Annotated in this window: 23 protein-coding genes; 8 read left to right on the top strand and 15 right to left on the bottom strand. The window is 34.4% G+C overall.

What is annotated here, in order from left to right; all coding sequences use genetic code 11:
* Positions 1–16: 16 nt before the first annotated feature.
* The 7 genes from ABWU69_RS00690 to ABWU69_RS00660 form a co-directional block, all read right to left on the bottom strand.
* Positions 17–1,093, bottom strand: a complete 1,077-nt coding sequence (locus ABWU69_RS00690) for a hypothetical protein (protein WP_353285189.1) — start codon at positions 1,091–1,093, stop codon at positions 17–19.
* Positions 1,090–1,302, bottom strand: a complete 213-nt coding sequence (locus tag ABWU69_RS00685; protein WP_265025921.1) for a hypothetical protein — start codon at positions 1,300–1,302, stop codon at positions 1,090–1,092. The genes ABWU69_RS00690 and ABWU69_RS00685 overlap by 4 nt, the downstream gene beginning before the upstream one ends.
* Positions 1,303–1,681: 379 nt before the next feature.
* On the bottom strand, positions 1,682–2,140 hold the full coding sequence (locus tag ABWU69_RS00680; protein WP_265026145.1) for an IS4 family transposase: 459 nt from the start codon (positions 2,138–2,140) through the stop codon (positions 1,682–1,684).
* A gap of 75 nt (positions 2,141–2,215) precedes the next feature.
* Entirely contained in the window at positions 2,216–2,695 is a 480-nt protein-coding gene (locus tag ABWU69_RS00675; protein WP_182365498.1) for a hypothetical protein, read from the bottom strand.
* 188 nt (positions 2,696–2,883) lie between these two features.
* Positions 2,884–3,036 carry a transposase DNA-binding-containing protein gene (locus ABWU69_RS00670; RefSeq protein WP_353285450.1) on the bottom strand — a complete coding sequence of 51 codons (153 nt, stop codon included), beginning with the start codon at positions 3,034–3,036 and terminating at the stop codon, positions 2,884–2,886.
* A 169-nt stretch (positions 3,037–3,205) separates the two neighbouring features.
* Entirely contained in the window at positions 3,206–3,370 is a 165-nt protein-coding gene (locus tag ABWU69_RS00665) for a transposase (RefSeq protein ID WP_353285449.1), read from the bottom strand.
* 56 nt (positions 3,371–3,426) lie between these two features.
* Positions 3,427–4,206, bottom strand: a complete 780-nt coding sequence (locus ABWU69_RS00660) for a hypothetical protein (protein ID WP_265034540.1) — start codon at positions 4,204–4,206, stop codon at positions 3,427–3,429.
* 34 nt (positions 4,207–4,240) lie between these two features.
* Between ABWU69_RS00660 and ABWU69_RS00655 the strand changes: the two genes are divergently transcribed.
* A complete protein-coding gene (locus tag ABWU69_RS00655; protein ID WP_265034597.1) occupies positions 4,241–4,366 on the top strand; it encodes a hypothetical protein in 126 nt (41 codons plus the stop codon).
* Between the two features lie 165 nt (positions 4,367–4,531).
* Entirely contained in the window at positions 4,532–6,037 is a 1,506-nt protein-coding gene (locus ABWU69_RS00650) for a type II secretion system protein GspD (RefSeq protein WP_265034596.1), read from the top strand.
* 7 nt (positions 6,038–6,044) lie between these two features.
* On the opposite strand, the gene ABWU69_RS00645 is transcribed toward ABWU69_RS00650, so the two are convergent.
* The 4 genes from ABWU69_RS00645 to ABWU69_RS00630 form a co-directional block, all read right to left on the bottom strand.
* Positions 6,045–7,004, bottom strand: coding sequence for an outer membrane protein (locus ABWU69_RS00645; RefSeq protein WP_265034595.1), 960 nt, complete (start codon positions 7,002–7,004; stop codon positions 6,045–6,047).
* Between the two features lie 67 nt (positions 7,005–7,071).
* Complete coding sequence (gene mtaB, locus ABWU69_RS00640; protein WP_265034594.1) at positions 7,072–8,307, bottom strand: tRNA (N(6)-L-threonylcarbamoyladenosine(37)-C(2))-methylthiotransferase MtaB; 1,236 nt, start codon at positions 8,305–8,307, stop codon at positions 7,072–7,074.
* Between the two features lie 205 nt (positions 8,308–8,512).
* Positions 8,513–8,878, bottom strand: coding sequence for a transposase (locus tag ABWU69_RS00635; RefSeq protein ID WP_265026174.1), 366 nt, complete (start codon positions 8,876–8,878; stop codon positions 8,513–8,515).
* 383 nt (positions 8,879–9,261) lie between these two features.
* Complete coding sequence (locus ABWU69_RS00630) at positions 9,262–9,420, bottom strand: hypothetical protein (protein ID WP_265034593.1); 159 nt, start codon at positions 9,418–9,420, stop codon at positions 9,262–9,264.
* A 415-nt stretch (positions 9,421–9,835) separates the two neighbouring features.
* Here ABWU69_RS00630 and ABWU69_RS00625 point away from each other — a divergent pair, with 415 nt between their 5' ends.
* The 3 genes from ABWU69_RS00625 (at position 9,836) to ubiG (ending at position 12,975) form a co-directional block, all read left to right on the top strand.
* The gene (locus ABWU69_RS00625) at positions 9,836–11,023 is read left to right on the top strand and encodes a phosphoglycerate kinase (protein ID WP_265034592.1); all 1,188 of its coding nucleotides are present in this window, start codon (positions 9,836–9,838) and stop codon (positions 11,021–11,023) included.
* A 326-nt stretch (positions 11,024–11,349) separates the two neighbouring features.
* Entirely contained in the window at positions 11,350–11,595 is a 246-nt protein-coding gene (locus ABWU69_RS00620) for an EndoU domain-containing protein (RefSeq protein WP_265034591.1), read from the top strand.
* 216 nt (positions 11,596–11,811) lie between these two features.
* A complete protein-coding gene (ubiG, locus tag ABWU69_RS00615) occupies positions 11,812–12,975 on the top strand; it encodes a bifunctional 2-polyprenyl-6-hydroxyphenol methylase/3-demethylubiquinol 3-O-methyltransferase UbiG (RefSeq protein ID WP_353285188.1) in 1,164 nt (387 codons plus the stop codon).
* Positions 12,976–13,315: 340 nt separating this feature from the next.
* On the opposite strand, the gene ABWU69_RS00610 is transcribed toward ubiG, so the two are convergent.
* The 3 genes from ABWU69_RS00610 to ABWU69_RS00600 are packed head-to-tail and all read right to left on the bottom strand — an operon-like array spanning position 13,316 to position 15,079.
* Positions 13,316–13,702, bottom strand: a complete 387-nt coding sequence (locus ABWU69_RS00610) for a cytochrome c-type biogenesis protein CcmH (protein ID WP_265034589.1) — start codon at positions 13,700–13,702, stop codon at positions 13,316–13,318.
* Positions 13,686–14,717 (bottom strand): hypothetical protein, encoded by a 1,032-nt coding sequence (locus tag ABWU69_RS00605; RefSeq protein ID WP_265034588.1) that lies wholly within the window; start codon positions 14,715–14,717, stop codon positions 13,686–13,688. The genes ABWU69_RS00610 and ABWU69_RS00605 overlap by 17 nt, the downstream gene beginning before the upstream one ends.
* A 2-nt stretch (positions 14,718–14,719) precedes the next feature.
* The gene (locus ABWU69_RS00600; RefSeq protein ID WP_265034587.1) at positions 14,720–15,079 is read right to left on the bottom strand and encodes a ferredoxin family 2Fe-2S iron-sulfur cluster binding protein; all 360 of its coding nucleotides are present in this window, start codon (positions 15,077–15,079) and stop codon (positions 14,720–14,722) included.
* Between the two features lie 143 nt (positions 15,080–15,222).
* Between ABWU69_RS00600 and ABWU69_RS00595 the strand changes: the two genes are divergently transcribed.
* A complete protein-coding gene (locus ABWU69_RS00595) occupies positions 15,223–15,360 on the top strand; it encodes a hypothetical protein (RefSeq protein WP_265034586.1) in 138 nt (45 codons plus the stop codon).
* A gap of 230 nt (positions 15,361–15,590) precedes the next feature.
* On the opposite strand, the gene ABWU69_RS00585 is transcribed toward ABWU69_RS00595, so the two are convergent.
* Entirely contained in the window at positions 15,591–15,767 is a 177-nt protein-coding gene (locus tag ABWU69_RS00585) for a hypothetical protein (RefSeq protein ID WP_265034584.1), read from the bottom strand.
* A 557-nt stretch (positions 15,768–16,324) separates the two neighbouring features.
* Between ABWU69_RS00585 and murD the strand changes: the two genes are divergently transcribed.
* Entirely contained in the window at positions 16,325–17,716 is a 1,392-nt protein-coding gene (gene murD / locus ABWU69_RS00580) for a UDP-N-acetylmuramoyl-L-alanine--D-glutamate ligase (protein WP_265035693.1), read from the top strand.
* Between the two features lie 19 nt (positions 17,717–17,735).
* On the top strand, positions 17,736–18,326 hold the full coding sequence (locus ABWU69_RS00575; protein WP_265026269.1) for a COQ9 family protein: 591 nt from the start codon (positions 17,736–17,738) through the stop codon (positions 18,324–18,326).
* Positions 18,327–18,330: the final 4 nt, after the last annotated feature.

Below are 18,330 nucleotides of genomic sequence, written 5' to 3'. Positions count from 1 at the left end.
TAGCAATTATACACTTTTATGGTATTACAGGTATAAATGATAAATTACCAGTATTTTTATTAACAGATATATCTACAATTTTTGAGCTTGGATCTTTTGCTGTTTCGTAAAATTGTTCAGCTTTTTTTAACATTAATGTTGCATCTGCAAGCATAACATAAGTGTAAAAACTGTCTGGAACAATCAAAAAATCTTCAATATATTGATCGTATGAATAAAGGTTTACAGCCAATTCTAGTGTCTTACAAATTTCTTCAGAGGTTAAATTAGCAACTCCTGTATCGGGGCAAAAGCCAACTGCCCCTTCATTAGGATCAAAAAATATATATTTACTATTTTCTGCTTTATACACCAACATAGAATGTGCAGAGCTTACGTTATAATCATTATTATCTATGGGGTAATCGCTATCACTATTGGAGGTGTAATAGGAATTATCAGTACCATTCTTTTTACAGTAAGTACCACAAGCAAAGATAAATTCTAAGTAGCGTTCTGTTCCTACATCCTTTAAAGCACGTTTGACTTGTTCTTGATCAATGTTAACTTGTCTTCTCATCAAGGATAAATCTTTACATAGTTGATCGTATATCATTTCATCATAAAATGATTCTCCTTCACGCCTGTCAATGCTCTGAACATCAAGAACAGGTAAGCATTGCGCTAAAACCTGTATTGCTAATAACTTAGTCGTTTGTCCTTGTCCTGTATCAACATAAGCTATAAAATCTTGCTCAGATACAACATAATCATGCTTGAGAAGCTTAGCAAAATCTTCTTTATTCTTTAGTCCTATAGCAGTAATAAAATAATTTAACGGATGACATAGCCCTTCTTCGGGGTCAAAACCCAAAGTTTCTTCAAATCTATTCTTCAAGTTCATGCTTTTTGATATGTTGCTTGACATAAAATGATTCAAATCAAATCGGATAGCTTGCTTGCTTTCAAACAATTCCTCGTATTGTTCTTCAGGTGATAAAACTGGTACTTTATATGAATATCTACCATTTTTTCTACGTATACCTTCTACATCTTTAATAATGCCTTGTTTTACGTTTTTACTAATGGTAAAGTTATTTTTACGATCTATCATATTTTTTTCAGGTTTAAGTTCTTTTTGGTAGTGTAATTTAAAAATGTTACTATTTCTTGTCCTGAAAAAATTCTATCAATTTCTTCATTTTCAATTTTGAAAAATACCTGAATTTGAGATTCATTTTTGAAAGTATAAACCTTTAATATATTAGACTCAGCAATATTACTAACATATTCCTTAATATACTCCTTAACATATTTTGGCATAAACATATTCCTAAAATTTCAACTATATAAATTAATAATATCATAATTCATACTGTTTAAGTAATCAATATTTTAATTTAATATTTTAATAAAAAAATATTAAACTTAATTTATTATGCTAATATTTAATAAAATTAATTAAGGAGAAATGTTTAGTAATCTTTTTACTATAGCTGACCCAAGCAAGGTTTCCCCATGTCATACCGCCGCGGTATCTTGGCATAGATTCCGCTAACTATAGTAGTTTCTAAAATGAATGATAAAATTCCATTATGGTACTACCAACTAAAAGCTGCAAGTCTGTATAGTGGTGCATTAGAGGTCTGAGGCGACTTTTGATGATATGCCAATAGTGTTCTATAGGATTCAAATCTTACTTTTACCCACAATTTTGAGAGGTTATGATGTGAAGCATAACAATGCTCTCCTTAAGGTTTTCATAGCCCCGCCATAGAGTCATAGACCCTGGTAAATTATCACTTTTTCTATTCATAAATCCACCCAATTTTCCTAACCAAATAATAGCTTGTTTTATGTTTGGAGGTTCTTCGGGTAATGTTGCTACCCGATACTCACGCATGTAAAGGACCTTCCACTCTTCGTTGCTTAAAATTTTAGTACAAGTTTCCATGGGATTTGATAAAGCCACTTTTGTCAAATATAAAATTTTAAACGCGATTATACTTTTTATAGCAATTAACTTCTGTAATCTTTCTTTTGTAGCTAAGCGAGAGCTTTCTATCTTACATCCTGATTTTAAAATCCTAAAATACTCTTCAATTTTCCATCTTAGCTTATACCAATTTATCTTTTCTATGGCATCTAAAGTATGGTACATTAGTTAGTAGAGTCCAGTCGACAGCTTCCAATCCATCAGGAGCTTTTGCACTTACCACATATACAGGGACTTATTTTATGTATTGTATCTTTTGACCCATAAATGGAAGAAGATCTGATAGGCTTTCATATACTTAACTTCAATATTAGCTTTCCTTGATCTCTGGTTTCCACCTTTAGTAACTTCTAGAGAAATTTTCTTTTTTACTGGCAGTTGAGTGATGCGTGTTTGCAAATCTGTTTTTCCGACTTCAGTACAGATAAATCTTCTATTAGCTCGATTGCGGATTACATAAAAACTACCTAACGTCTCAGCCACCCATAAAAATTTGAAGATGTCTGCTTCCCTATCACCAAGGGTAACAAGTTGTACATTTGGAGGAAGGTTGTTTATAGTTTCTTTGAGAGCTGTTATCCACTTATAACTTTCTTTTTCTTCTATGGAGGTACGGTATTTTCTGTTTGCTTTTTCTTGTGCCGTTTCTTCTTCCCTAATAGAACGCGCCCAACATTGTTGGGAAGATAGACCTAAAGGTAATCCGTCTTTGCTAGGCACTATGCAACAGTAAACCCATTTTATGCTTTGTATAAGCTTTAGAAATACTGCCTAGTCTCTTGGTCTTTATATGAGAGTCAAAATCCAAATAACTTGTATCTTGAACTGAAAATACCAACTGGTTTCCTTTTATTCTTTCCTTAGTTTCTTTATAATGGGAAGAATAAATTTCCTTATCTTCAAGCTTTTCATTGCTTATATGCACCCTTAGCTTCTTTCCACCCACTACAGCTTTGATTAATTGAACCAGATGCCTTACCCTCTATGCAATAACTTGTTTTTATAAGTCTTTTATTAAGCCTTATATCTCCCAAATTAATGTGTTTTAACTCTCTTTCCAGCCATTTATCCCCTAAGTGTTGAAAGTATCAAAAATAACGTGATATGAGATGATCAACGGCATGTAAATTACCTCCCGACAGTAAAACAATCGAACGTATAAAAGAGTCATTTAGATCCAATGTGAATTGCAGTAATGCTATTTTGAACCCATGTAGATTATTTTTGATTTTATAAACAAGAAATAACAAAGCAGATCATGTAAATATACACCTTCATGCCACTCATAGTATGGCTTAAAAAGTGCTTATATCCAAGATTTTGCTTTATAAATTTAAAGAACACTTCTATATCCCATCTGCGCCTATATAGCTCTGTTACTTCATAAGCTGGCATTTCAAACAAGTTTGTCAAAAACCATATTTCATCTCCAATTTTATTTCTGATTTTTATTAGCCGTAGATCATTGCCACTTTACCTCGTGCACGATAAAGATTAACTATTATATCTTCTAAAATCTCTGATCCATCCGATTTTTGTTCTCTTATAACTTTGTTCCTGCTTATAACATCATGTTTTCTTCCTACTTTAACTCTTGTGATAAATTTGTACTCCTTTTCATCAAATTCGGCAAAAGTTCCAACTTTTCTGATTCCTCTATCAAATAATAAAATATCCTCTTTTTCAACTTTAGCTTCATTAATTGCTCTCACTAATGCTATATCTTCACTACTTTCTTCTTGTCCTTTACAAAATCTTATACTTGTCGGCAATTGATCCTTTAATCCTACACTCACTTTAACTTGACTGTCGTTACTTTTACCGCCTATTTTTAGCCCATCTTTTATGAGATATCCCGATAAATTTATGATCGTCGAATCAAACTTATGTAAGTTATTTGATGTTTTTTGGGGTAATAGCTTTTTAATCTTGCTCATCAAATCAATATATACTCCCTTAAAATATTCTGGATTTATAACTTTTAACCTTTTTGACAAACCACTGTATGTTACTGTACTTTTATCGCTATTCTTATCCATTATACACCTGTTTATTACCATTTCTAGCGCTCTTAGGCTTGTTTTTTGCCCCATTAATATTAACTTCATTAGACCTTTAAATATAATCTTGCCCAACAATTTAGTATTACATTTATCTACTTCACTTAATTTTCCTAGCCTTTCTAAATCCTCATCTTTTATTAAATTTAGTACTCTTTCTATTTGATCCATTATTGCCTCCTTTTTCTTGCAATAATAGTTCTTTATGTCTTTTTTGTGTTACTTTCAACACTTATGCGCCACGGCGCTAACGAGTAGCGGAATGACGAGTTACTATACCGCCGCGAACCGTCATACCGTCACGGTATCTCTAGATCCCGCTAACACGTAGCGGGATGACGGTTTTTCAAATCGTCGGTAAATCTAAGTCAGTTTAGCTATAGCCAGTGTAGGTCAAGCTAATATATGACAATTATCTGCTCGATGAAAACGAAATTAAATACATTTTTAATATTTTTATAGAAATCTATTAGTATAGATTTTGTATGCTGTTCTAATGGCTATTTTTAAATGCTTAATACTCCTCTTCATTATTTCTTGCACACACCTGCCTACTAAGCAACATCTTACTAATATAGACAACGAAGATCATCATAATATAGGTGAGTACGATTATTCGTTGCAACAATATAACACCTCTTTGGAGAGTAATGAACCGGCAATACCAGAAATTATGCCTTTACCAATAGAGTTTCCCGATCTCACGACCAGTAGTCAGCTTATTTCTATTAATGTTAGTGAAGAAGTATCAGTAAAGGATTTGCTGATTGAGATAGGAAAACTTTCTGACGTTAACTTGGACATAGATCCCAAAATATCAGGTAATATTATTTTAAAGCTAAAAGATAAGAATATAAACGAAGTAATGCAGAGTATAGCCAACAGCGCCAAATTGCGTTACTCAACAAATAATGATGTAATTAGAATTGAGCAGGACTTGCCATACGCACAAAATTATTACGTAGACTTCATCAATATTCAACACTCTGCTCAAAGCAGTTTTGTCATTAGTAACAATATTACCAACAGTGATGGAAATAACGCTGATAGGGACTATAATAATGTTATGAAGTCTCAATATAGTAGTGACTTATGGAATTCATTAGAAAAAGGCTTGAATGCAATAATGGATGTTAATGGGGTGGATGATGGCGAATTCCTTTCATCCAACAGAGAAGCTGGTGTTATTATTTTGAATGCTAGAAAAGATATTCACAAAGCTGTTGAAGAGTATATTAATAAGGTTAAGAAGTTAGCGTCTTCTCAAGTAATGATAGAGGCAAAAATAGTTGAAGTTGTGTTAGATGACAAATATCTTTCTGGTATAAACTTAAATGACTTACGCGATGGAACTCAGTCTATAATAAATCAAGATAACTCCATTATTAACCTAGCAATGAACTTTGGTGCGAGTGATCTAGGAGATTTAGTAAAAAATTTAGACAAATTTGGCACTTCAACCGTAATTTCAAGCCCTAGAGTACATGCTATAAATAATCAGCAAGCGATGATTTCATTTACCAAAAACCATATTTATTTTACTTCCGATATACAAAAAGATACTAGAAACTCTAATCAGACCTTAATTACCAAGATGAATAGCGTCCCAATAGGTGTTGTGCTAATAATCCACCCAAGCATCAACATTGATACTAGTGAAATATTCATGGATATACATCCAACTTTATCAAGAATTAACGGCTACACTAAAGATCCAGATATAGAGTACGTCGCACAGCAGAGTAAAATGAAATTAAATAGCGACATTCCAATTGTTGAAATCAGAGAAATGAACTCTATGTTAAAAATTAAGAGCGGTGAAATTATGGTAATCGGCGGGCTTATAGAACATAGAGAAGATAAGCAAAGCTTATTGCATCAGAAGTCAAAAAGGCTAGCGAATAATATTAGAACAGTAGAAACTGTCATTTTTTTAAAAGCAACAATCGTACCAACATTTGGTTTGTTAGACAGAAAAGATAAGAATTTATATATATATTAAATCATTACTAAAAATTAAATATCAAACCAACTTCAATATTGTGAGTAGATATGTCATCTGCAACAGGTATCGGAATGCTAAAGTAACGATAGCCGAGAAAGGTTTTGACTTCTGGGATTATTGAATAATCAACACCAAGTTTTATTTGATAAGCAAACCAAGGAACATTGAGTGGCATTGAATTTTGGGGTGACCCATTAATCCTTTTTAATCTAAAAACTGTTGGCCCTATGCCAAGACCGATGTACGGAGCAAATTGTGTATCCTGAACGCTGGGATTATAATAGAAGTTTAACAAAAACGCAAATATACTTGCTGATTTATCAAATACCAGAGGAGAAGTACTATCTTCAATATTGACTCTAGAATACATGGCTTCAAAATCAACTCGGCCATTTTCCCCAGCATAGTAACCTAAAGATACGCTCCTAAGCCACTGGAAATCAATTTTACCGTTAAACTTCTGTATACTCTCAATTTCATTTACTAATCCCACTTTGATAAGCACTAATCCTAAGCTTTTTTCCCAAGAAAGCTTAGGATTAGCTGTATCGATTAAATTAATAAGCCTTTCTCCTATTGCCTTTATACCATTTACAAATGTTTCTGAATTATCATTGTATATCTTACCGCCGTTAGCACTAACATAAAAATCAAGTTTTTTTGATTTTTCTTTTGTAGGCTCAGCTTGATCTGCAATACGTGACCACATATTTTTCTGATCAGCTACTTGGAGAATAGAAGGTTGTTCAATAGGACTACTTTCAAGTTCTTGATATTTTAAATCATTTATTAGTATTTCTTTTTCAGTAATCTCTTCAGAACGTATTACACTTTCATTATTGTCTGTTTCTAATTTTAAGGGTTGTACTTGCTCAATGTGTGTACTATTACTAATATAAGTAATAAAAAAATAGACACATGGAATGAAAATTAAAAATAAAGCAATAGATATTTTAGTTATCACAAATGAACCCATAATTATCATTTATAGTATAACTACTATATCATATATTTCTTTAATGTACAAAAAATTAAGGTAAGATACTTCCGATTAGATAATTATTTTCCACTCTTTTAACATTAACTTTCACAATACTCTTGGCTTGAGCTTTTGATTCAAGCTTTACTAATGCAAAATTTTCTGTTCTACCGATATGATTTTGCTCAACCAGAACACTTTGTTCAGTGCCTATCAAAGATTGATAAAAGCTACTCATCATTTCTCTATTCATTTCTCTTAAATTTTTTACTCGTTCTTTACGCACATTCTCTGGTACTTGTGGCATTCGTGCAGCAGGTGTATTCTTCCGCTCTGAATATGGAAAAGCATGTAGGTAAACTATATTTGTTTTTCTCAGTAAATCAACTGTATCCTGAAACATTTCATCAGTTTCTGTTGGAAATCCAGCAATAATATCAGCGCCAAATGCTATATTAGGCCTCAAGCTCTTCATTTTATGACAAAATTCTATCACTTGTTCTCTGTTGTGACGACGCTTCATTCTCTTTAGTATTAAATTATTACCAGATTGTAGACTCAAATGTAAATGAGGCATAAGTCTTGACTCATTAGCTATTAAATCCATTAATTCGTCGTCAACTTCAGCAACATCGATAGAGGAAAGTCTTAGTCTCTTCAACTCTGGTATATCTTTTAAAACTCTCCTAATCATTGAACCAAGTGATGGCTTACCCAACAAATCTGTACCAAAGTCAGTAATATCAACACCTGTAAACACTACTTCTTGATATCCATTTTCTATAAAGATCCTGATTTGCTCTATAATACTGTTTATTGGCACAGATCGATTATTCCCTCTTGCCTCAGTAATTGAGCAAAATGTGCAGCTATGATTACAACCATTTTGAATTTCAATAAATGCCCTTGATTTATCTTCAAATCCATTAATTAGAACAGGTTCTGACTTGTTTGCTTGGTTATCACTGACTAAGATTTTATCATCATTTAGTAAGTAACTTTCAGCTTTTAGCTTATCTTGATTACCGAGCACTTTACTTACACCAGGAATATCACTATACGATTCAGGATCCAACTGAACAGCACAGCCAACTACGATAATTTCTTTACTTGGGTCATTTTTATAGATCTTACGTATTTTTTGCTTTACTTGACGTTCTGCTTCGTTTGTCACTGCACAGCTATGCACCACAACAACATTTTCTCTTTTTGCTTTTTTTAATGCTTCTTTGATTAACTCACTCTCGTAAAAATTTAGACGACAACCAAATGTTATCACTTCATTCATGCTAGTATTCTTTAGACCTTACAATTTAAATTATATCAAACATCCAAGCAAAGTCATTAAGCCTCTTGCATGACCATTGTTTTGGTAGATAAATGCTATGCAAGCAGCGGACACTGGTTTTCATCCAAGAGGGTGTCATCCAAGTAGCCGACACTGGGATGGCTTTGTTGCATAGCAACGTAAGTTTTTTCCAGAGTAAATAATTTTATGCGACTATTTCAAATTTAGGCATACCAATTGCAGTAAATTTGTTCATTAAGTAGCATTTAATAAGTAGTTCCTTCTCTCTATTTGTCTCAGATTTATTCTTAAAACTAAACCCAAATATTCGCTTCAACCTTGAGAAAAATCCTTCAATATACGATCTTTTTCCGTAATTTACTTCTTCTTTCCATCTTTTTATACCATTCTCACCATGTAATTTCATTAACTGAATAGCGGCATTTCTATCAAGCATATAATCCAATTTTGGATGCTCTGCTGCGTTGTTTTTCGGAGGAATTTTCGTTTTTATGCCATATTGATTACACAGCTTATAGAGCTTTTTTTCTATCATAGGCCCTATCTGCATATAGTGCTTTTATAGCATATTTAACATCAAATTTCCCCAATGCTCCATAGTGATCAGACCATTACTGTATTTTGTAGCTATGACTTGTTTGCTCAACATTATGTGCAATTTTCTTACTTGTTTATAGCCGCGATACTCTCTATCTTTGCTATTTTCTTTGCTGTGTGTTGTTGTATATACTAATTCCTATACTGTCTATAGCAATTTCGATATCTTCCATGTTATTTTTATCAACTCTGCAATCATTGATCTTAATATCAAGTTTCTTTTGATGCTTGTGAATAGCTGATAACCTGCAAATTTTTTCCTATTTGTTCAATGTATCCCTCTAAAAATCCCACTCAAACCTATTCTGAATAGATGGGTTATTATATGTATCAAAATCACCACTTTATTGCTGTAAATATTGTTGCCACCCTGCATTTTGGCCCAATTTCATACCAATTTTCGATAGCTTTATCGATGTAACGAAAAATATTTCCTCTTTTTTCTAGAAATTTGTTATATTCGTTTTGGTTACTGACTTTCATTTTCTGTGGCATATTTTTTCTTCAACAGTTAAATGGTTATTTATAATGAATTTTGTCAGTAGCCACCAGATTTTTTCGGTTGCTATGCAACAAAGCCATCCCAGTGTCTGGGCACTGGGATGACAAGAAAGAGGCTACTTGGATGACACCCTGACAACCGTCATCCCGCTACGTGTTAGCGGGATCTATGATAAGATACCGCGAATGAATCGCGGTATGACGTAGGGAAACTTAGTCAGCGTTAGCCATACTTTTATACTCACCAACTCAGTATCCAATCTGGATCCAAGTAGTCAGCTACTCGGATGACAGGAGAAGGTACTAGGATGACACCATCTGGATGCAAATTTCCTTAAACGTTCGTATAACTCAAAACTTTACTTTAGATCAAACTGCTGTATAGTGACTTTATAGCTTCAATTTTGTAATGAACATACCTAGTATAGGAAATTGTGATCTTCACAATAAAACCGTCTTACTCAGAGTTGATTTCAATGTTCCTATAAAAAATGGAGAAATTCGTGATGTCACTCGTATTTTGAGAGCATTGCCTACTATTCAGTATTTAGTAAATGCGAGTGCAAAGATTATTATTATATCGCATTTCGGACGCCCAAAGGCCAGAGACAATAATCTGTCGCTAAAAAATGTAATTGACACTTTATCGCAGTTACTAAATAAAAAAGTGAAATTCATTGATGATTGCGTTGGTGAAAAAGTGCAAAAAGCAGTGAGTGCTATGGATGCAAGAGATATAATATTACTAGAGAATCTAAGATTTTATAAAGAGGAAGAGCAAAGTGACTCAAATTTTGCCAAACAACTAGCATCTCTAGCGGATATATATGTAAATGATGCATTTTCTTGCTCTCACAGAGCTCACGCTTCTATTTCACGCATTACAGAATTTTTACCCTCCTATGCAGGATTTTGCTTACAAGATGAGCTAAAGTATCTTGGAAAAGCTGTATCGTTTAAAGCTAAACCTATTACTGCGATAGTTGGGGGAGCCAAAATGTCAACTAAGATAAAAATGCTTATAAAGCTAACAGAAAAGGTTGATTACCTAGTTCTAGGTGGTGCAATAGCCAATAATTTTTTGTCATTTAGCAAAGTAAATATAGGGAAATCTTTCTTTCAAAATGGTGTTGACGACCTTCTACATAATATTGTTGAAACAGCAAATAAAAACAATTGCAAAATAGTTGTGCCAGAAGACGTTCTGGTTGCAGTAAACTCTGATTACAGCACTAGTATTTCAAGAAAAACTGAGTCCATTTTGGACGGTGATATAATTTTGGATATCGGACCACAAACTTTGAGTACAATAAGCAGTATAATAGCAAGCAGTAAGACTCTGCTGTGGAATGGACCTATTGGTGTTTTTGAACATTCAGCTTTTGCAAATGGTACAATAGGGGTAATGAAAGTCGTAAGTGACTTAACGCACAAAGGAAAGTTAACCAGCATAATAGGGGGAGGCGATAGTCTATCTGCAATAAGCGCTGCAGGCCTTACCGATAAGGATTTTACATGTGTTTCCACTGGTGGAGGAGCGTTTTTAAGTTGGCTGGGTGGCGATGAAATGCCGGGAGTTGCTGCTCTGCAAAAATGATTAGATTAAAACTTTTTTAAATTGTTTCTTATAAGCTAGCTTTTTTGTGAACGTGATTATGTCGAAGACAGTTAAACTAATTTTGTGTTTAATAATACCAATAATAGGATTTATTTTTTATATTAAGGATCATTATTTTCACACCGGCTATGTAGAAGAAAATGTTAAGGTCAATTTTGAACCATTTTTTAGTTCACAACCAGCCACCGTTTCCAGAATTAACTGACTTCGATAGAGGAGTGTTGAAAGTTTGTGGAGATTGAGGAGCACATCCAGATAAAGAAGATTTCAAAATTTTACTTAGTTGTCCGCAGCATCAAGAAGTAGTGAAAGGAATATATGATGAGCTTGATCATCAAGTGATTACGCCAGATGCGGATTTGGAGTTATTTAAAGATGAACTGGCTAACATTTGGTTTACAAATAGTGGAAGTGAAAAAGAAACTATAGGGTTTGGACATATTTTTTGTGGTGAGCCAAACGATAAATTAGGTGGTATGCATTTTGTAGGTAGATATGTTGAAGCTCAAGAAGATAAATGGGCAGGTGCAATTTGGAATCCTATGCAATAAATCAGATATTAAGCCACCAGTTTATACATTTGGAATGAAATATTTAGGTAAGAATGGGGAAGTCATTCCGCTACGTGTTAGCGCCGCGGCGGTATGATGTAGGAAAACCTTAGCTATAGCTTTAGAACTCCCAAAAGGTCAGGAACATTGAATGACTTGACAGAAAGTTCAAAATAAATTACCCATATAAAATGTCCTTGAGTCATAATTTTTTATATGTTAGATGTGGTATCAATTGCTTCAGATCATGCTGGTTATGAATTAAAATCAGAAATAAAATCCTATCTGGAAACCCTAGGTTATAGAATGGTAGATCAAGGCTGTACTGCTAAGCAAAAGTGTGTAGATTACCCAGACTATGCTGTTAAAGTTGTAGAAGATATAACAAACAAAAAAGCAAATTATGGGATATTAATTTGTGGTACAGGTTTGGGCATGAGTACTGTGGCAAATCGTTTTGAAGGAATCTACGCTGCTTTATGTAACAGTGTTGAGATCGCAAAATTAGCTCGCGAGCATGGCAACGCAAATGTACTGTGTCTTGGTGCAGGATTTACTGCGAGTGGATTAGCAAAAGACATAGTCAAACAATTCCTCGAAACAGAATTTTCAAAAGAAAGCAGACATAAAAAACGCCTTGATAAACTCAGCAATATAACCTCTAAGAAAACAAAAACTTATAACGAAGATGAAATATCAAAATTCGCTAAAATAGCAGGCCAGTGGTGGGATGAGAACGGCAAATTCAAACCATTGCACATGATGAATCCTGTTAGAGTATCTTACATTATTGAGAAAATAAAAGAGTTAAAAAAATGCGATTTAAAAGAATTATCATTGCTTGATGTTGGATGCGGTGGTGGCATTTTGTCAGAGTCAATGGCACGCGTTGGCATTAACGTTGTGGGAATAGATGTATGTGAAGAAAACATCAAAGTAGCGCATTCACATGCGAAAAAAGTAGGGTTAAATATAGAATACACGCACACCAGCATTGAAGAGTTAAGCAATGACAAGAAGTACGACGTGGTTCTGCTGATGGAAGTAGTTGAGCATGTAGATAATTTAGAATTCTTTATGAGAAGAGCAATAGAACTGCTAAAACCGGAGGGGTTAATCTTTATATCCTCAATAAATAGAACTATCAAATCCTTCTGCCTTGCAATAATTGGTGCAGAGTACATATTAAATTGGCTGCCAAAAGGTACACATAACTGGAATAAATTTCTCAAGCCGTCAGAAATTGCAAATCACTTAAGAGAAAATAATGTAACGCTGCAAAACATGGCTGGCTTGGAGTACAACGTGATAAAGCGTGAGTGGAATCTAACTAAAGGCGTGGATGTTAATTATATACTTTATGGAAACATTGTAGTTTGAGAAGGTTCTAATGTCATCCGAGTAGCTTGACTACTTGGATCCAGAAAAAAGAATGGTGTCATGAAAGTAGCTAACACTGGTTCCTTTATGACGATGTCATCCCATTTGGTGTCATTCCAGTCTGGAATCCAGCCTTTCCATAATCATCAAAAACGTTGTATTTTAACGTAAAACAGCTATTTTTATGCTCACCAACTTAATAAAATTCCTGGATTCCAGCGTTACGCGCTGGAATGACAGCAGTCCTACGTCATACCGCCGCGGTATCTCTTAGCCGCTAACACGTAGCGGGATGACGATTGTTGGTGAACCTAAGTTACTTTAGCTATATATAAAAGGTTTAAGTGGTTGTATTGATGTATCTTTGTATTAGAAAACACCCAATAAGCAGAGTTGTAAGTGGAATAAACCACAAAATGTAAGTGCTAGATTTTACAGGTGGTACGATTATAATTGAATTGCCGTAAGAATTTTTTAACTCTGAGATTATCTCTTCATCAGTGTATCCATCATTGATTTTTTTACGAATTGCTTCTCGCATGTCATACGCAATCTGAGATCCAGATTCAGACAATGATTCGCCAGAACATATTGGACACCTTATTATTTCAAATAAACTGGTTGCTCGTTTTTCCATGCTTTTATCTCTGAGTTTATTATCCAGAGTAAAAGCGTTTACGCCTGAGTGGAATATCAATATGAAAAGTAAACTAACTACTGCTCTCATCCTTGGTTAATTGGGTTATTTTACCAAGTTGGTTCATAAAATCAGTAGTGGATAACTTTCCAATAAAGCTTGACCCTACATCATCATCGTACTTTATTGAAAATTGAATGCCATCATCAGTTGTTTTTTCTGATAAGGAAGACATTAATTTTTCAAACACATCTGAAGTTTTTGAGTCACCAATCATAAACGAGATTAATTCTTTATAATTTGATATGGCCACGTTGATTTTGTCTTTAAATGAAGACGTAACCAAATTATAATTTTGCACTCCACCATCTGCAGCAAGAGAAAAATTATTACTTTGAATTAAAAGTTTCTCTATGTTGAAATTAATTCTGGAAGCTGAGATGTGGTTTACAAATTCGTAATCAAATTTAGTGTCGATACTAAGGTAACTTTCAGGACTTGCAGTATTTTTATACCGATAAGTATAAAAATCAAATCCTAGTTTAGTATTTCCACTTGGTTCTTTATCGAGGTGAAATTGAATGTAATTACTTTTATCATTCACTTCAGTTATAACACTTTGCTGATTTTCTGAAACATCACATTTTAATCCATAATCTTCGTAACGAAGTGTATCTATATAGTCTATCACGCTGTTGAATCGCAATGAAGATGGTAAATCGTTTAGTCTAACAACAAAGTGGCTGCTATCGTTTGTGTGGCATTTTATATTCTTTTTCTCATCACCATGAACAGTAATATCAACTTCATTACTTGGTGTATAAATATATACTGATTTATCAAATAATCTGTTTTTCACCAGTAGAGCTTTAGATGAAATAGTCAATTGCTCATTGGAAAATTTTGGGTTTGTCACGTGGAAGATTAGATTAAAAGGAAATCCGCTAAAATCATATGAGATGTCAAATTTTTCGTCATTGATGTAGGATATTGTTTCAGCTAAAAGATTTTTTGTCTTCCATGCAGAAAGATACCAGAAACCGCTATATGCTGTTGGAACAAACAAGCATAAAGAGACGATAATATAGATAAAAACCTTACGCATAGCTAATCACTCCCTTGTTTATCCAGCGATATATTTCTTGTACCTCTTGGTATATTAACACACAAACCATCAATATCTTTTGTTATTTTAATTTGGCACCCTAGTCTTGATGTCTCTGTTAAGCCAAAAGCCAGATCTAACATATCGTTTTCCTCATCAGATATGGGATTATGCGTTTCTACAGCATCATAAAATTCTGGATCAACAATCACGTGGCATGTAGAGCAAGCAAGAGAACCTTCACATGCACCTTCAAGCAGATCTGGATCACTTCTGTGGGCTAAATTGAGCAGAGTTTCTCCCTCTGCAGCTTCATAGCTTTTCTTACTCCCATCAGGTAAAATAAAAGTAACAGATGGCATATTATTCCTATTAAAATCCTTACTAATTTCTCTATATCCTACAGGTAATAACTAATATTTGCAAACTCTTTGCAATTCCAGTACCTATATTTCTTGTTATCCAAGTATCTCCTTTAGCATAGATCCCGCTAACAAGCAGCGGGATGACGATTGTCAGGGTGTCATCCCAGCGCCCCTATGATGTCATTCAAGTAGCTGACACTGGTTCCTTTATGATGATGTCATCCCAGTGCTTGACACTGGGATCCAGAAGACTTAATTTCAACCAAGTGGCTGCATAATAAAGGCTGGATTCCAGTGTCAAGCACTGGCATGACAGCAGTCCTACGTCATACCGCCGCGGTATCTCTTAGCCGCTAACACGTAGCGGGATACTTAACCATCATCTACACCGTCATACCGCGATTCATTCGCGGTATCTCAAAGCATAGATCCCGCTAACACGTAGCGGGATGACGATTGTCAGGGTGTCATCCCAGTGCTCCGACACTGATTTCCATCCAAGACGGTGTCATCCCAGTGCCCAGACACTGGGATCCAGCCTTTCTGCAATCTCATCGAAAACGTTGTAACCACTTTCTATGCTAGTTTGCTTGCTCACAAGCAAACTTTCCTGGATCCCAGTGTCTGGGCACTGGGATGACAAAAAAAGGAGCACTGGGATGACATCATTTGTTGTGTTTAACAAAGTTTGCACTTAGCTTCATGTTAGCTATAAATATTAAGAAATTTACCAAACGAAAAAAAGGCAAAAGAAGCCCTGGGGTTATTATCCGCTTTAAAATATTGGCGTTTTTTATGTTTTAAACGCTTGACAAGCGAGATTCAGCTGCTTTTAATTGCAACTAACCTACGCTGCAAATGTTTAAGAAATTTACTAAGCAGAAAAAAAGACAAAGAATCCCCGAGTTAGCTAGTCTTTTACTATCTCTGTCGAGTATTGGCATTTTTTGATGTCTTGTAACGCTTTATAAGCGCATTCAGCTTATTTAGATAAAAATCTAGATGTAGATGAAGTTTTGTAAAGACATACAGTATCTATATACTGCAAAAAATTGAACATAAGACGCCGATACATTAAGTAATCCTTACCTTTTAATCTGCAGATTGGCGAAAGCAAATACAATAGCTTCAGTTTCATGATAAGGGGGCTGGCGGAGTTTGTCAAGGAAGTTTTGTTTCTATTGAATGACAGTTGTGACCTATGCAAGAAGTCTGTTGTAGTTTGTACGATATCTTTATAAAATAGTTCGCATAAGGTATCTAGCAGTGCAACTAAACAAATACAAAAATCAAAATGTTGCAGTTTTTGGTCTTGGTAAAACTGGGTTATCCGCCATTAACGCTTTAATAAAGAGTGGTGCAAGAATATATGCATGGGATGATCATGAAGAGCAAATAGCAAATGCAAAAATGATGTATAAAAAATGTAATTTTATTCATCCCAAAGAATATAATTGGCAGGAGATCAGTGCATTGGTTTTAAGCCCTGGAGTGCCAATAGAGCCACATTGGATAGTAAAACTTGCAAGAAGTTTTGATTGCAAAATAAAATCAGACATTGAGCTATTTCTTGAAGCTAAAACTACAAACCAGAAGGTAATAGGTGTCACAGGAACAAATGGTAAATCAACCACTACATCACTAATAGGGCACATATTAAAATCTGCAGGGAAAAAAGTAGCTATTGGTGGAAATTTAGGCGTTCCTGTTTTGGATCTAGAAAGAGATGCAGAAATTTATGTAATTGAATTTTCCTCTTTTCAATTGGAGTTGATGAATGAAATTAACGTGGACATTTCAGTACTGCTTAATATTACACCAGACCACATAGATAGGCATGGAAGTATGGAGAATTACATAGCAGCTAAATTAAAACTGATAAACGGTAGTGAGATTGCTGTGATAGGATGTGACAATGAGATTACCGCTGATATATTCAACAAATTCACTGGAAACAAAATTCCAATCTCAGTAACATATTCCCCGGTGTCATTCCAGCCACCCTCTTTATCATCCCAGTGCTTGACTACTCGGATCCAGAAGATCTCGTTAAAACTAGAGAGTCATAGCTTATCAGTAAGCGACGTGAAAATAAACCTAATCTCCAACGCAGAAAACATAGCAGCCGCATATGCCGTATGTAAGCTACTTGGAGTAGATAGCAACACTATTATCAATGGAATCAAGTCCTTTTCAGGACTGAGGCATAGGAATGAACTGCTTGGCAAAATAAGAAATGTGTTTTTCGTGAACGATAGCAAAGCAACTAATGCAAAGTCGAGCGAAAAGGCGATCTTATCTTATGAAAACATAAATTGGATCGTTGGTGGAAGAAGCAAAAAAGGTGGAATAGAATCATTAAGCAAGCATTTCACAAGGATTGGAAAAGCTTTTCTTATTGGGGAATCAACCGAAGCCTTTGCAAACACTATGGAGAATAAAGTAGATTTCGTGAAATGTTGCAATTTGAAAAACGCACTTAAACTAGCTTTTGAAGAGGCCTTAAATAGTGCAGAAGAAGTAACAATATTACTTTCTCCCGCGTGTGCTTCTTTTGATCAATGGAAAGATTTCGAGGAACGCGGCGAAGCATTTTGTAGAATGTTTGAAAATCTCAGGTACAATCACACATGATGTTTAGTATAATGCTACTGTGGAACAAAAGTTAATAATAGATAAGCTAATTAGGGTTATTCCATTTGAAGGGATAAGCGATGAAACCCTATTAAAGGTGTGCACTGACCTTAATCTAGCTAATAGCTTTTGCAAATTTCAGAATGGAATATATAGCGCTTTGGAGCGCATAGCAGAGGACTTAAATAGCTCAATGGAAGCTGAACTAAGAAATTCTAATTTAGAAGATATGAAAGTGCGAGAGCGAGTAAAGTTAGCTATTCAAATACGCCTTTCAAACTACGCTAAGCTACCGAATTATAGAGAACTTTTAAAAAATGTTTTATCATTCTCCGTATCACCAAAAAATACATATTTTTCTAGTAAACTTTTATACAGAACTATTAGCGCGATTTGGTATGGCATTCATGACCAATCAACAGATTTTAACTACTATACAAAAAGAGCAATATTAGCTGGAGTGTACTTAAGTACGATACTTTTTTTTATCAATGATTATTCAGAAGATTTTGCGGATACTTTATCGTTTCTTGATAAACGTATCAACAATGTCATGACATTTCAAAAATTCAAAACTCGCTTAAAAGGAATCATAGGAAATTTCTTATAAGCTT

It is taken from the genome of Wolbachia endosymbiont (group A) of Beris morrisii (assembly GCF_964028185.1).
GTDB lineage: Bacteria > Pseudomonadota > Alphaproteobacteria > Rickettsiales > Anaplasmataceae > Wolbachia.
Note: the sequence above shows the minus strand (reverse complement) of the source record. Positions and strands in the feature narration are given on the sequence as shown.

What these genes read in the sequence shown, in the direction of transcription:
- ABWU69_RS00690 (WP_353285189.1), bottom strand. Translation starts at nt 1,093, where the DNA reads ATGATAGATCGTAAAAATAACTTTACCATTAGTAAAAACGTAAAACAA.
- ABWU69_RS00685 (WP_265025921.1), bottom strand. Translation starts at nt 1,302, where the DNA reads ATGCCAAAATATGTTAAGGAGTATATTAAGGAATATGTTAGTAATATT.
- ABWU69_RS00680 (WP_265026145.1), bottom strand. Translation starts at nt 2,140, where the DNA reads ATGTACCATACTTTAGATGCCATAGAAAAGATAAATTGGTATAAGCTA.
- ABWU69_RS00665 (WP_353285449.1), bottom strand. Translation starts at nt 3,370, where the DNA reads ATGCCAGCTTATGAAGTAACAGAGCTATATAGGCGCAGATGGGATATA.
- ABWU69_RS00660 (WP_265034540.1), bottom strand. Translation starts at nt 4,206, where the DNA reads ATGGATCAAATAGAAAGAGTACTAAATTTAATAAAAGATGAGGATTTA.
- ABWU69_RS00655 (WP_265034597.1), top strand. Translation starts at nt 4,241, where the DNA reads ATGTCTTTTTTGTGTTACTTTCAACACTTATGCGCCACGGCGCTAACG.
- ABWU69_RS00650 (WP_265034596.1), top strand. Translation starts at nt 4,532, where the DNA reads ATGGCTATTTTTAAATGCTTAATACTCCTCTTCATTATTTCTTGCACA.
- mtaB (WP_265034594.1), bottom strand. Translation starts at nt 8,307, where the DNA reads ATGAATGAAGTGATAACATTTGGTTGTCGTCTAAATTTTTACGAGAGT.
- ABWU69_RS00635 (WP_265026174.1), bottom strand. Translation starts at nt 8,878, where the DNA reads ATGCAGATAGGGCCTATGATAGAAAAAAAGCTCTATAAGCTGTGTAAT.
- ABWU69_RS00630 (WP_265034593.1), bottom strand. Translation starts at nt 9,420, where the DNA reads ATGCCACAGAAAATGAAAGTCAGTAACCAAAACGAATATAACAAATTT.
- ABWU69_RS00625 (WP_265034592.1), top strand. Translation starts at nt 9,836, where the DNA reads ATGAACATACCTAGTATAGGAAATTGTGATCTTCACAATAAAACCGTC.
- ubiG (WP_353285188.1), top strand. Translation starts at nt 11,812, where the DNA reads ATGTTAGATGTGGTATCAATTGCTTCAGATCATGCTGGTTATGAATTA.
- ABWU69_RS00610 (WP_265034589.1), bottom strand. Translation starts at nt 13,702, where the DNA reads ATGAGAGCAGTAGTTAGTTTACTTTTCATATTGATATTCCACTCAGGC.
- ABWU69_RS00605 (WP_265034588.1), bottom strand. Translation starts at nt 14,717, where the DNA reads ATGCGTAAGGTTTTTATCTATATTATCGTCTCTTTATGCTTGTTTGTT.
- ABWU69_RS00600 (WP_265034587.1), bottom strand. Translation starts at nt 15,079, where the DNA reads ATGCCATCTGTTACTTTTATTTTACCTGATGGGAGTAAGAAAAGCTAT.
- ABWU69_RS00595 (WP_265034586.1), top strand. Translation starts at nt 15,223, where the DNA reads ATGACGATTGTCAGGGTGTCATCCCAGCGCCCCTATGATGTCATTCAA.